Consider the following 11,859-nt stretch of genomic DNA (forward strand, 5'->3'; position numbering starts at 1 on the left):
TCCAGCAATGAGTCGCCCACCACTATATCTCGGCAATTCCCGGACCGGAACCGCGATATGTGCGCTCATTTCTTCAAAATTCAAAATGTGTCCCTGCTGCCCCTCGACACGCAATGTCCGCGCGCTAAGCTGCTGCGCATCACCTGAACAGAAAGGAAGCCGCAGATGGGGCTGACATATCTTCACACCATGGTCCGCGTGAAGGATCTGGAAAAGTCGATGGCGTTTTATGAGTTACTAGGCCTGAAGGAAACCCGCCGCTATGACAGCGAGGCCGGACGGTTTTCTCTGATCTTCATGGCGCCTCCTGGGCAAGAGGATCGGCCGATCGAGCTGACTTATAACTGGGATGGCGACGACGCTCTGCCGAGCGACAGCCGCCATTTCGGACACTTGGCCTACGGTGTCGATAACATCTACGAAGTCTGTCAGCACCTACAGGACAGTGGCGTCGTGATCAATCGCCCGCCGCGCGATGGACGTATGGCGTTTGTGCGGTCCCCGGACAACATTTCCGTCGAACTTCTACAGAACGGCGATGCGTTGAAACCCGCGGAGCCCTGGGCCAGCATGGAAAGCACCGGCCACTGGTGATCCGCTGGCTGACAGCACTGGGGCTAGCCGTTCTGGCCAGCCCGCTTCGGGCCGAAACCTGCCGTCTGGCCCTGGCTTTGGCCATGGACATCTCCACTTCGGTAGACGCAAACGAAGACGCCCTGCAGCGGCAGGGCTTGGCCGCCGCGCTTGTCGCGCCCGAGGTTACCGAGGCGTTCTTTTCCTCGCCTATGCCGGTTGCGCTCGCCGTGTATGAATGGAGCGGTCGATCCACCCAGCGCGTCATTCTGAACTGGACGATGATCTACACGCAGGCCGACCTTTTCGCCGCGGCGGCGACCGTGCAGCAATCGATCCGGTCCGATAGTGGCTCGGCAACAGCGATGGGATATGCGCTGGCCTTCGGTGCAACCCTGATGCAGAAGGCCCCGCCCTGTTTGTTTCAAACCATCGATCTGTCGGGCGATGGGTCGAACAATGACGGCTATGGCCCGGACTCGGCCTATAGACACTTTCCCTTTCAGAACACGGTCGTCAACGGTTTGGTCATCAATGCCGCCGATTTCGAGGGCGAGCTGTACCTGATCCCGTTTTTCGAAAACAACGTCCTGCACGGGCCCGGCGCGTTTCTGGAAATTGCGCAGGGGTTCGAGGATTTCGAACGCGCGATGCGGCGCAAACTGGAGCGGGAACTGAAGGGGTTGCAAATCGGCGCTCTGCAGGACGCCGCGAAAAGGATGCAAGGACTGGACCTTCCCAACGCAAATCCCATCCCGCGCCCCTGATCAGTAGATATACCGGATCTGGTCGGTCCAATACCGCTCGACCCGGCGCAGAGACATGGTGATGTCGTCGATCCCTTCCAGCCCCAGCACGCCACGGGTCTGCAACCCTTCGGCATGGCGCGAGAACAGCTTGGACACGATATCGCGGATTTCCCGCCCGCGCGGGGTCAAACGAACCCGGACCGAGCGCCTGTCGATCTCGCAGCGCTGGTGGTGCATGTAGCCCATTTCAACCAGCTTCTTGAGGTTGTAGCTGACGTTGCTGCCTTGATAATAGCCACGGCTTTTAAGTTCGCCCGCCGTCACCTCATGGTCACCGATATTGAATAGCAATAAGGCCTGAACAGCGTTGATCTCCAACACTCCGACACGCTCGAACTCATCCTTGATGACGTCCAGCAGCAGGCGGTGCAGACGCTCGACCAAAGCGAGCGCCTCGAGATAGCTGGTCATAAACCCCTTGGTTTCCGGCGCGGAGACCTGCATTTCCATACTCATCCGATCCTCCGATTCACTCGCGCTGTTTCAGGCAGCATGAATCGAAATCCCGAAAAATCGGTTAAGCCGGGTTTTCTTTATTTTTGAAAGGTCTGCGCGATATCCGCGATGAGGTCGGCAAAAACACCGGGCGGTTGAACCTGACCCGTGACCCATTGATAGAGGTCCTGATCGTTTTCATGCAGCATGGCGTCGTACAGGTCTAGACCCGCCGTATCCATCTTATCCAGATTGCGTTCGGCATAGGCAGAAAGGATCAGGTCCATCTCTTTGATACCGCGCCGCATTGAGCGCATCTGCATGCGCTTGATCCGGACTTCGCGCGTTTCGGTCACTGGGCCGACTCCAACATCAATCGCAGTCGCTTTTCCAGCCGCGCGGCACGCTCAGCACTGGCGCGCATCTCCCCGCGGATGGCACGCAGTTCTGCCACTGCGTCCACCAGTTCCAGATCGCCCTCGGCCTCGTCGACCGGGGCTTCCATGCCCTCACCCTCGCCAGTCAGCAGCCACATGATCGAGACGTTGATCATGCCCGCCATCATCGACAATCGGTTGGCGCGTGGTTCGGACAGATCGTTTTCCCAGGCCGCGATCGTTGCCTTCTTGACCCCCAGGCGCCGGGCCAGCTGGGACTGTGTCATCCCTGCGGCCTCACGCGCGCCCGCCAGCCTGTCCCCGAAAGTCGCTGCATCTGCTCCATACCAGTCGGTTTCGTCGCTCATCGGGGTCTCCTAATTCATTATTCATACAGCTTGATCGTCATTCGGGCGCACCCTATGACAGACAGGTTGAACATACAAACCGAGGTCGACCATGAGTTTCCTGTCTGCGACACTGTCACGCGTAAAACCCTCTCCGACCATTGCAATGACAGCAAAAGCGGCTGAGCTGAAAGCCGCCGGTCGCGACGTGATCGGCCTGAGCGCGGGCGAGCCGGATTTTGACACTCCGCAGAACATCAAGGACGCGGCAGTGGCGGCGATCGCGGCGGGTAAGACCAAATACACCGCGCCAGACGGCATCCCCGAGCTGAAACAAGCCGCCTGTGCCAAGATGAAACGCGACCATGGGTTGGATTACACGCCTGCGCAGATCTCGGTTGGGACCGGAGGCAAGCAGACCCTGTACAACGCCCTCATGGCGACAATGAATGACGGCGATGAGGTCATTATCCCCGCACCCTATTGGGTCAGTTATCCTGATATGGTGCTGTTGGCCGGGGGCACTCCGGTTGTGGTCGAAACGACGCTGGCAAACAGCTTTAAGCTGACCGCCGAACAGCTTGAGGCCGCAATCACGCCCAAGACCAAGTGGTTCATCTTCAACTCACCGTCCAACCCGACCGGCGCGGGGTACAGCAGTGACGAGTTGAAGGCGCTGACCGATGTATTAATGCGCCATCCGCATGTCTGGATCATGTCCGACGACATGTATGAGCACCTGGCCTACGACGGTTTCGAATTCTGCACCCCGGCCGAAGTCGAACCCGGCCTCTTTGACCGCACGCTGACCTGCAACGGGGTCTCGAAAGCCTATGCCATGACCGGATGGAGGATTGGGTATGCCGCCGGTCCGGTTGAGATCATTGCCGCGATGCGCAAGATCCAGTCACAGTCTACATCGAACCCTTGCTCGGTCAGCCAATGGGCTGCGGTCGAGGCGCTGAATGGTACGCAAGCGTTTCTGGCCCCGAACAACGAAACCTTCAAACGTCGCCGCGATTTGGTCGTACGGATGCTGAACGAAATCGACGACATCACCTGCCCCACCCCCGAAGGCGCGTTCTATGTCTACCCCTCAATCGCCGGGCTGATCGGTAAGACCACACCGGCGGGCACGGTGATCGACTCGGATGAGGCTTTCGCTACCGCCCTGCTGGAAGAGGCAGACGTGGCCGTCGTGTTCGGCGCGGCCTTCGGCTTGTCGCCGAACTTCCGCGTCAGCTATGCAACCTCGGATGAGGCCCTGTCCGAAGCCTGCACGCGCATTCAGCGCTTCTGCGCGTCCCTGACCTGAGCCGGAGACCCCGATGACCGCAGAACTGCCAGAATACTATTTCCGTATCCGTGAAAACGGCGCGGTTGTTTTCAGGATCGACACTGAAAATCGCCAGCGGCGGATCGAGATGGATCAGATCGCGGTCATCAACATTCGCAACGGCGAGGTGAAACCGCAAGGCCAGCGCGCCCTAACCGAATCCGACCATACAGAAATTGCTCGCTGGATAGAGGAACGCAAAGCCCTGTTGGCGCAGCGCGATATCGACGACATTCATCGCGCGGTCGACTACATGAACCTGACAACGCAATGGGCGCAGTCCAAGGCGTCGGAAGAACAACTCGAGGATGTCACCGACCGATTGCTGCTGGCGATGCACGATCTGCGCACCGTACTGGTGCGCAAAAAGGCGGATCGGCTGACCAAGGGCTGACCGGGAGGCTATTCGGCCGGAACGCCAACCCCACGGACCGATCGCATCCAGAACCGCGCCATCAGCAGAACGGCGGCGCAGGCAAGGCCAAGCACGAGGCCCAGCCAGATGCCGATCCCGTCCATACCCTGCACGAAGCCAAAGTAGTACGACGCCGGTATCCCCACGACCCAATAACTGAGTCCGGCCATCACCATCGGCACCTTGGCGTCCTGCAATCCGCGCAACAGGCCCAGCGCAATCACCTGCGCCCCGTCCACCAGTTGGAACAGAGCGGCCATGGCCAGCAGCCCGGTGCCGATGGCCAGGATTTGCGGGCGCTGCGGATCGTCTGATTCCATGAACAGCGAAATCAGCGGTTCGGCACAGGTCAGGAACAGGATAACCGTGAATACGGATACCACCAGAGACATGCCCGTCACCGCGATCGCACCCTTTTCCAGATGCGGGCGGTCTTTGCGCCCAAGGGCATTCCCCGCCCGGATCGTTGCCGCATTGGACAGCCCCAAATGCACCATGAACGTGGCCGAGGCCAGGTTCAGCGCGATCCCATGTGCCGCCAGCGGCACCTGCCCCAGCCAACCCATCATGATGGCCGACATGGCGAACAGGCTGACCTCGGCCAGCGTCGTCAGGCCGATGGGTACGCCAAGGCGCAGGACGCTGAAAAAAAACTCCCAATCCGGGCGCCAGAAACGTTGGAACAGGCTGTGTTCCGGCAACACACGCACCGCATAAATCACCACAAAGACCAGCGACACGATCTGCGTCAAGACCGAGGCGATGGCCGCGCCCATCACCCCCAATTCGGGCGCGCCCCAGTTGCCGAAGATCAGCGCATAGTTCGTCACCGCGTTCACCACCGCTGCGGTGACGGTGATCCACAGTACGATCTGAGTCCGTTCAAGCGCGGCCAGATAGGATTTCAGCACCATCACCAACAGCGCCGGGAACAGGCCCCACCCCGCAACACGCAGGTATTGTGAAGCAGTTTCAGCGACTTGCGGGTCTTGCTTCAAGGCGATCAGGATGGGTTGGGACCACCATAAGAGTGGCATCATCAACGTCGCATAAATCAGAGACAACCACAGCCCCATGCGGGTTGAGCGGCGAATGCTGGTCTCATCCTCTTCGGCGGCGGCCGTTGCCACCATGGGCATCACTGCCCAGCCAAACCCTGCGCCGAACAGAAACAGCACGAAGTAATAGCTGCTTGCCAGTGTCACGGCAGCCAGAGCCTCGACCCCGTACCAGCCCAGCATGACCGTGTCGGTCAGTCCGATCGCGAACTGCGCCAGATGCCCGCCGATCAACGGAAAGCCCAGCACGGCAATGGCCCGAAAATGGCCGCGATATGTCATCACCTTGTTCATCCCATCAGCCTTATGCCCGGCCAAAGGCCGGGACAAGAGGTGATAAGGTAAATTTCAGGTTGAGACTATCGGTGCACTAACAGTCGGCCTAACCGGTCACTACGTTTCCGGGTGCAGGGTATTGCCCAGAATATGCTCGGATCGATGGATCACGTGATGGGCCTGCCCTACGATCAGAGGATCGGGTTGCCCCACGATACCGTGATCCTTGTCCGGGTAGTCCAGCGTCGACAGGAAATGGCGCATACAATTCAGACGAGCGCGTTTCTTGTCGTTCGATTTTACGATTGTCCAGGGCGCGTCCGCAGTGTCCGTGTAGAAGAACATAGCCTCTTTCGCCTCGGTATAATCATCCCACTTGTCGAGGCTGGCCTTGTCAATCGGCGACAGTTTCCACTGTTTCAGCGGATCAGTCTCACGGCTTTTGAACCGGCGCTGTTGCTCGGACTGCGTGACAGAGAACCAGTATTTGTAAAGCTGAATGCCCGAACGGACCAACATCCGCTCAAGATCCGGCGTCTGACGCATGAACTCAAGGTATTCGTTTGGCGAGCAGAACCCCATGACGCGCTCAACACCTGCGCGGTTGTACCAGGACCGGTCGTAGAACACCATTTCGCCAACCGTCGGAAGTTCCTGAACATAGCGCTGATAGTACCACTGACCCTTTTCCTCCCAGGTCGGCTTGTTCAGGGCCACAACGCGCGCCTGACGCGGGTTCAGGTGCTCCATGAAACGTTTGATTGTGCCGCCCTTGCCGGCCGCGTCTCGACCTTCGAACAGCAGCACAAATCGCTGACCGGATTCCTGCGCCCACAACTGAACCTTCAGTAATTCAGCTTGCAGCTCAGCCTTTTGCGCCTCATAGGATTTGCGCGCCATCTTGCGGCCATAGGGGTATTTGCCACTTTCAAACGCCTGCCGAATTTTCTCGGGGCTGGGCTGAGAAGGCGCGGTTTTCGATGTTGGCGAGATTTTGACGGGGGATTGTGTTTCTTCGATTTTTACAACAGCTTCCATTCAGTCTTTCCTTTTTTCACTATCCGCGGACACGACTAGCAGAAGACGCTGTTATTCGCTTTGATTGGCGTCAAATTGATGCGCGAAAAACCCATCAATTCGAGGAGAAAGAGGAAGGTTGCAATGAACACCGACATCGTCGACCTGAACGGCCAGTCCTTCTTTCTGCGGCGCTGGGGCGAACCCGACCTGCCGCCTTTGGTGATGTTGCACGGCTTTCCCGAATATGGCGGGGCCTGGAGCGATCTGGCCCCACATCTGGCCAACCATTTTCATTGCATCGCACCGGACCAGCGCGGCTATGGGCAAAGCTGGTGTCCGGACAGGGTTGACCATTATGCACTGTCGCGACTGGTCTCGGACGTGGCGGCGCTGATTGAACAGTTCGAAGCACCGACCTGCATCTTGGGGCACGATTGGGGTGCCTCAGTGGCCTATGGTCTGGCCATGTTCCGCCCTGAGCTGGTCAGCCACCTGATCATCGCAAACGGCGTCCACCCGGGGCCGTTTCAACGCGCCATGGCAGCCGGTGGCGCGCAATCCGAGGCATCGCAATATATCAACGTCCTGCGCGCGCCGGATGCTGCGTCACACTTCTCGGCTGACAATTTCGCGCGACTCGAACAGTTCTTTCGCTTTGGCATGGGCGTCGATTGGCTGTCGGAGGAACGTATGCAGGACTATCGCTCCGAATGGGCCCGGCCCGGTCGGCTTGAGGCGATGCTGAACTGGTACCGCGCCTCGCCTTTGGTCGTCGCCATACCCGGAGAGCCCCGCACCGATCTGCCCGATTTGCCGCTGGACCGCCTGATGGTCCGTTGTCCGCACCTGCTGCTGTGGGGGCCTGACGACAAAGCTCTGCTGCCCGAGGCCACTGCGGGTTTGGAAGAATTCGCACCCGACCTGACCCGCGTCGTAATCCCAGGCACCGACCACTGGCTGCATCATCAGAAACCGAAGGCCGTTGCACAGGCCATTCTGGACTGGCTCGCGGACTAACCGCTTACGAATGCCCCCAATCCTCGGGGTCGTCCGAGTTACTCGGCGACAGGCCCAGAATGTCTCCGTCAGTCGAGCAGCCCAATCCCAGAACCGTCCGGTTCGCATAGGCGAAGTAAGCACAGACCTGATTGATCTCGAGAATCTCGCCGTCATCCCAGCCAGCATCCCGCAGGGCCTGAACATCCGCCTTAACCATTTCCGCCGGAGCTTCGGTAAGCTTGCGTGCATAATTCATCGCCGCGATCTGCGCCTCATCCAACGGAGCGGCGCTCAGAGACCCCGCCTCGATCGCGGTGCGGATAGCATGACCCCGATCCGGGTCTTTCAACAACCGTTGAAGACCGCTGAAATGATGCTCAACACAATACCCGCACTGGTTCAACGAACTGACCCAAACGCCCAGAACCTCAAGAAACCACTTGGGAACCTTGTTGGCGGAATGATGAAGCACGTTCTTGTAAAGCGACATGTGGCCTTCCATCGAATGCGGCCGCAGGGAATGTGCCATCATGATGTTATCAACGTTGTTGCCCGGCCCCGTGACCCGTTCGTAAAGCTTCCGCAGCTTGCCGTTGGCCTGGTTGAACGGAACAGTCTTGATCCAGCTCATACAGTTTCCCTTCTTTTTGTCGCTCCATCCCCACTCCAGTGTCGCCCCGACCATCGACAAGACGAAACTGGATTGGTCAACCATGTCAGGCTAAGCTGACGTAAGGCAAGGGGGAGTATCCGATGGAAATGGCGGAAAAAACGGTCGCGGACTGGTATGCCAATCACCCGATTTCTGCACCGCATATTCTGACAAAGTTAAAGGACATCCGTGGTTCGCTGGATGGTATTAACCCTAAGGAACTCTACCCCTATGATCAGGATCACTATGACGGGCTCGAGGCGAACGCCCGGCTAGCCGACAAGGCCCGGATGAACGCAGGGGACAGTGTTCTGGATGTCTGCGCCGGGCTGTGCGGCCCTGCGCGCTGGTACGCGTCCGAGCGCGGCGTTCAGGTGACTGGTGTCGACATCAGCCCCAACCGAGTCAAAGGCGCGCAAGAGCTGAATACGCTGGTCGGGCTGCAGGATCGGATTCGCCCTGTTCTGGCCAGTGCGATGGATATGCCCCTTGACGATGCGCAGTTCGACGCTGCGGTCAGCCAGGAATCTTTCTTGCACATCCCCGACAAATCGAAAGCCCTGCACGAGGTGTTTCGTGTTCTGCGCCCTGGCGGTCGTTTTGCCTTCACCGATTGGGTGATGCACACGCCTTTGCCGGAAGATGAGATGGAACAATACCGCCAGCGCTTTGCTTGCCAGTCGCTGCTGAGCATTCCTGAATACGAATCCCTGCTCCGGCAGGCTGGATTCGAGATTGTGTCAGCCGACGACATTACCGGGCCGTGGGGAGATATTCTGGCGCGGCGGCTCAGCATGTATCAAACTCTGGATGCCGAGGCCGAACGCGCGGGCAATCCCTCCAAGGGGGGTGACTTCCTAAAGATGTACGCGAAATTTGTCGACGACGTGCAGCAGCGGCGCATCGGCGGTGTGCGCCTGACCGCTGAAAAACCTCAATAAGCCCACGCAAGTCAGCACCGTTGCTCCCGTAATCACAGACACGGGGCGGTATGTTTCGCGCGTTCAGCACAGCCAAATGCCCACAACACCTCGCGCCCCTCTTCCCCCGGACCACATCACCTGCCATAATGGGACCCAACCTAAAAACAAGAGCAGCACCGATGCCCGACGATCTGTTGACGCCCAGCGCGACCACCACCTATGACGCCTCCTCGATCGAGGTGCTTGAAGGGCTGGAGCCGGTCCGAAAACGCCCTGGTATGTATATCGGCGGCACCGATGAGCGCGCGTTGCACCATATGGTGGCCGAAATCCTCGACAACTCGATGGACGAGGCCGTCGCTGGACATGCCAACCGGATCGAGGTCGAGCTGCACGCCGATTACGCCCTGACCGTGCGCGACAACGGGCGCGGCATTCCGATCGATCCGCATCCGAAGTTCCCTGACAAATCGGCGCTTGAGGTCATCCTGTGCACCCTGCACGCAGGCGGCAAGTTCTCGGGCAAGGCGTACCAGACCTCGGGCGGTCTGCACGGCGTGGGTGCATCCGTGGTCAACGCTCTGTCGGATTCCATGGTCGTGCAGGTGGCGCGCGACAAGACGCTGTTCGAACAACGCTTCTCGCGCGGCGTTCCTTTGGGTCCGGTCGAGAAAATCGGCGCGGCCCCCAACCGGCGCGGCACGACAGTGACCTTCCACGCGGACGAGGAAATCTTTGGCCATCACCGCTTTAAACCTGCGCGCCTGTTCAAATCCATCCGCTCCAAGGCTTACCTGTTCTCGGGTGTTGAAATCCGCTGGAAATCCCACATCGACGACGGCGAAACCCCGACCGAGGCCAGCTTTCACTTCCCCGGCGGCCTGTCGGATTACCTGAAGGAGACGATGAACGGCTCTTCCACTTATGCCGAGCAGCCCTTCGCCGGCACGGTGGATTTCAATGAGAAATTCAGAACGCCGGGCAAGGTCGAATGGGCGATCAACTGGACGCCCTCGCGTGATGGGTTCATCCAGTCCTACTGTAACACCGTCCCCACGCCTGAAGGCGGAACCCATGTGGCGGGCTTCTGGGCTGCGGTCCTCAAGGGGATCAAGGCCTATGGCGAGCTGATCAATAACAAGAAAGCCGGTCAGATTACCCGCGATGATCTGATCACCGGCGGCTGTGCTCTGGTGTCGTGCTTCATCAGCGAACCGGAATTCGTCGGTCAGACCAAGGACCGTCTGGCCACGGTCGAGGCCCAACGGCTGGTGGAAAACTCGGTCCGCGACCATTTTGACAACTGGCTGGCCGCAGACACGAAATCCGCCGGCGCGATCCTCGACTTCCTCATCCTGAGGGCCGAGGAACGTCTGCGCCGTCGGGCCGAGAAGGAAACACAACGCAAGTCCGCCACTAAGAAACTTCGTCTTCCCGGCAAGCTGGTGGACTGCTCTAGTTCAACACGCGACGGCACGGAACTATTCATTGTCGAGGGCGACTCGGCGGGTGGGTCTGCAAAAATGGGCCGCGACCGCAAGACACAGGCCCTGCTGCCCCTGCGTGGTAAGATCCTGAACGTGCTGGGCGCGGCCAGTTCGAAACTGGGCACCAATGCCGAGATCAATGACCTGACGCAGGCGCTGGGTGTCGGGCTTGGCACCAAGTTCAACGTCGACGATCTGCGCTATGACAAGGTCATCATCATGACCGACGCGGATGTGGACGGGGCGCATATCGCCTCGCTGCTGATGACGTTCTTCTTTACCCAGATGCGGCCGATGATCGACGCGGGCCACCTGTACCTCGCCTGCCCGCCGCTGTATCGCCTGACCCAAGGTGCCAAGCGCGTCTATTGTCTGGACGAGGCCGAGCGCGACGCGTGGCTGGAGAAAGGTCTGGGCGGCAAGGGCAAGATCGACGTCTCGCGCTTCAAGGGTCTGGGCGAGATGGACGCCAAGGACCTGAAAGAGACCACGATGGACCCCGCGTCCCGGAAATTGATCCGCGTCACCATCGACGAGGACGAACCCGGCGAGACCGGCGACCTGGTCGAGCGCCTGATGGGCAAAAAACCCGAACTGCGGTTCCAGTACATTCAGGAGAACGCGCGGTTTGTGGAGGAGTTGGATGTTTAATTGGTTGTCCAACTTATATTTGAGCCACAGCGGCTTTATTAATGGTGTAGCAAGTACAATTACAATTTTAGGAGCTGTTTGGGGCATCAGAAACTACAGGAATTCTCAAACAAAAAGGATTTCCTATCAATGGGAGAGAAGTACTCGTGTGAGTTCCGACCTTCCTACAGGCTACTCGTTAAAGATCACCTCTCAAGCAGGTACTGGAGACCACCTAGTAACCGACTGCATTACGATACTGAACAAAACTGATATCACGATTACCGATGAGGACTTTGTCAAACCAATCCACTTCGAACTCAAAAATGATGGTCTGGTTTTTGATGCACAAGTTGTGGATTCAGGAAATGGAGCAACGGCAAATCTAAGGCGAGATGATCTAAGTATGTCTTTGACAAACATTTATGTCCCTAGGGTCAGGACTCATAGCCAATAGATGACGAGTGCTGCGAGGGCGATGGCTGACAGGAAGACCTTCGGGCACCTGTCGTAGCGGGTCGC

The 11,859-nt window shown here is 58.6% G+C and carries 14 protein-coding genes; 8 read left to right on the plus strand and 6 right to left on the minus strand.

Translation table 11 applies throughout. From position 1 onward, the window contains the following. Positions 1-165: 165 nt before the first annotated feature. Both ACR1XY_RS19475 and ACR1XY_RS19480 read left to right on the plus strand, forming a co-directional pair. Complete coding sequence (locus ACR1XY_RS19475) at positions 166-594, plus strand: VOC family protein (RefSeq protein ID WP_480595572.1); 429 nt, start codon at positions 166-168, stop codon at positions 592-594. Beyond that, entirely contained in the window at positions 591-1,340 is a 750-nt protein-coding gene (locus ACR1XY_RS19480; RefSeq protein WP_480595573.1) for a DUF1194 domain-containing protein, read from the plus strand. The genes ACR1XY_RS19475 and ACR1XY_RS19480 overlap by 4 nt, the downstream gene beginning before the upstream one ends. Here the strand turns inward: ACR1XY_RS19480 and ACR1XY_RS19485 are convergent, their stop codons facing one another. From ACR1XY_RS19485 to ACR1XY_RS19495, 3 genes are all read right to left on the minus strand, one after another. Beyond that, entirely contained in the window at positions 1,341-1,838 is a 498-nt protein-coding gene (locus tag ACR1XY_RS19485) for a MarR family winged helix-turn-helix transcriptional regulator (RefSeq protein ID WP_480595574.1), read from the minus strand. 77 nt (positions 1,839-1,915) lie between these two features. Further along, complete coding sequence (locus ACR1XY_RS19490) at positions 1,916-2,173, minus strand: succinate dehydrogenase assembly factor 2 (protein ID WP_480595575.1); 258 nt, start codon at positions 2,171-2,173, stop codon at positions 1,916-1,918. Next, on the minus strand, positions 2,170-2,562 hold the full coding sequence (locus ACR1XY_RS19495; RefSeq protein WP_480595576.1) for a helix-turn-helix domain-containing protein: 393 nt from the start codon (positions 2,560-2,562) through the stop codon (positions 2,170-2,172). The genes ACR1XY_RS19490 and ACR1XY_RS19495 overlap by 4 nt, the downstream gene beginning before the upstream one ends. Positions 2,563-2,653: 91 nt before the next feature. Between ACR1XY_RS19495 and ACR1XY_RS19500 the strand changes: the two genes are divergently transcribed. Then, positions 2,654-3,856 carry a pyridoxal phosphate-dependent aminotransferase gene (locus tag ACR1XY_RS19500; protein ID WP_480595577.1) on the plus strand — a complete coding sequence of 401 codons (1,203 nt, stop codon included), beginning with the start codon at positions 2,654-2,656 and terminating at the stop codon, positions 3,854-3,856. Between the two features lie 13 nt (positions 3,857-3,869). Beyond that, positions 3,870-4,271: a hypothetical protein gene (locus ACR1XY_RS19505; RefSeq protein ID WP_480595578.1), complete on the plus strand. Its 402-nt coding sequence runs from the start codon at positions 3,870-3,872 to the stop codon at positions 4,269-4,271. 8 nt (positions 4,272-4,279) lie between these two features. Here the strand turns inward: ACR1XY_RS19505 and ACR1XY_RS19510 are convergent, their stop codons facing one another. Then, a complete protein-coding gene (locus tag ACR1XY_RS19510; RefSeq protein WP_480595579.1) occupies positions 4,280-5,644 on the minus strand; it encodes an MATE family efflux transporter in 1,365 nt (454 codons plus the stop codon). Between the two features lie 99 nt (positions 5,645-5,743). Beyond that, positions 5,744-6,664: a polyphosphate kinase 2 gene (gene ppk2, locus ACR1XY_RS19515; RefSeq protein WP_480595580.1), complete on the minus strand. Its 921-nt coding sequence runs from the start codon at positions 6,662-6,664 to the stop codon at positions 5,744-5,746. A 123-nt stretch (positions 6,665-6,787) separates the two neighbouring features. On the opposite strand from ppk2, the gene ACR1XY_RS19520 reads away from it, so the two are divergent. Then, the gene (locus tag ACR1XY_RS19520; protein ID WP_480595581.1) at positions 6,788-7,663 is read left to right on the plus strand and encodes an alpha/beta fold hydrolase; all 876 of its coding nucleotides are present in this window, start codon (positions 6,788-6,790) and stop codon (positions 7,661-7,663) included. 4 nt (positions 7,664-7,667) lie between these two features. Here the strand turns inward: ACR1XY_RS19520 and ACR1XY_RS19525 are convergent, their stop codons facing one another. Beyond that, the gene (locus ACR1XY_RS19525) at positions 7,668-8,276 is read right to left on the minus strand and encodes a carboxymuconolactone decarboxylase family protein (RefSeq protein WP_480595582.1); all 609 of its coding nucleotides are present in this window, start codon (positions 8,274-8,276) and stop codon (positions 7,668-7,670) included. A gap of 128 nt (positions 8,277-8,404) precedes the next feature. Here ACR1XY_RS19525 and ACR1XY_RS19530 point away from each other — a divergent pair, with 128 nt between their 5' ends. From ACR1XY_RS19530 to ACR1XY_RS19540, 3 genes are all read left to right on the plus strand, one after another. Continuing rightward, positions 8,405-9,238 (plus strand): class I SAM-dependent methyltransferase, encoded by an 834-nt coding sequence (locus tag ACR1XY_RS19530; RefSeq protein ID WP_480595583.1) that lies wholly within the window; start codon positions 8,405-8,407, stop codon positions 9,236-9,238. A 161-nt stretch (positions 9,239-9,399) separates the two neighbouring features. Then, positions 9,400-11,358 (plus strand): DNA topoisomerase IV subunit B, encoded by a 1,959-nt coding sequence (gene parE, locus ACR1XY_RS19535; RefSeq protein ID WP_480595584.1) that lies wholly within the window; start codon positions 9,400-9,402, stop codon positions 11,356-11,358. Next, positions 11,351-11,794 carry a hypothetical protein gene (locus tag ACR1XY_RS19540; RefSeq protein ID WP_480595585.1) on the plus strand — a complete coding sequence of 148 codons (444 nt, stop codon included), beginning with the start codon at positions 11,351-11,353 and terminating at the stop codon, positions 11,792-11,794. The genes parE and ACR1XY_RS19540 overlap by 8 nt, the downstream gene beginning before the upstream one ends. The last annotated feature ends 65 nt before the right edge of the window (positions 11,795-11,859 follow it).

This window comes from Ruegeria sp. AD11(2025), from assembly GCF_056542405.1.

Bases quoted from the DNA above. Each gene is read 5' to 3' on its own strand.
- ACR1XY_RS19475 (WP_480595572.1), top strand. From the start codon at position 166: ATGGGGCTGACATATCTTCACACCATGGTCCGCGTGAAGGATCTGGAA.
- ACR1XY_RS19485 (WP_480595574.1), bottom strand. From the start codon at position 1,838: ATGAGTATGGAAATGCAGGTCTCCGCGCCGGAAACCAAGGGGTTTATG.
- ACR1XY_RS19495 (WP_480595576.1), bottom strand. From the start codon at position 2,562: ATGAGCGACGAAACCGACTGGTATGGAGCAGATGCAGCGACTTTCGGG.
- ACR1XY_RS19500 (WP_480595577.1), top strand. From the start codon at position 2,654: ATGAGTTTCCTGTCTGCGACACTGTCACGCGTAAAACCCTCTCCGACC.
- ACR1XY_RS19505 (WP_480595578.1), top strand. From the start codon at position 3,870: ATGACCGCAGAACTGCCAGAATACTATTTCCGTATCCGTGAAAACGGC.
- ACR1XY_RS19510 (WP_480595579.1), bottom strand. From the start codon at position 5,644: ATGAACAAGGTGATGACATATCGCGGCCATTTTCGGGCCATTGCCGTG.
- ppk2 (WP_480595580.1), bottom strand. From the start codon at position 6,664: ATGGAAGCTGTTGTAAAAATCGAAGAAACACAATCCCCCGTCAAAATC.
- ACR1XY_RS19520 (WP_480595581.1), top strand. From the start codon at position 6,788: ATGAACACCGACATCGTCGACCTGAACGGCCAGTCCTTCTTTCTGCGG.
- ACR1XY_RS19525 (WP_480595582.1), bottom strand. From the start codon at position 8,276: ATGAGCTGGATCAAGACTGTTCCGTTCAACCAGGCCAACGGCAAGCTG.
- ACR1XY_RS19530 (WP_480595583.1), top strand. From the start codon at position 8,405: ATGGCGGAAAAAACGGTCGCGGACTGGTATGCCAATCACCCGATTTCT.
- parE (WP_480595584.1), top strand. From the start codon at position 9,400: ATGCCCGACGATCTGTTGACGCCCAGCGCGACCACCACCTATGACGCC.
- ACR1XY_RS19540 (WP_480595585.1), top strand. From the start codon at position 11,351: ATGTTTAATTGGTTGTCCAACTTATATTTGAGCCACAGCGGCTTTATT.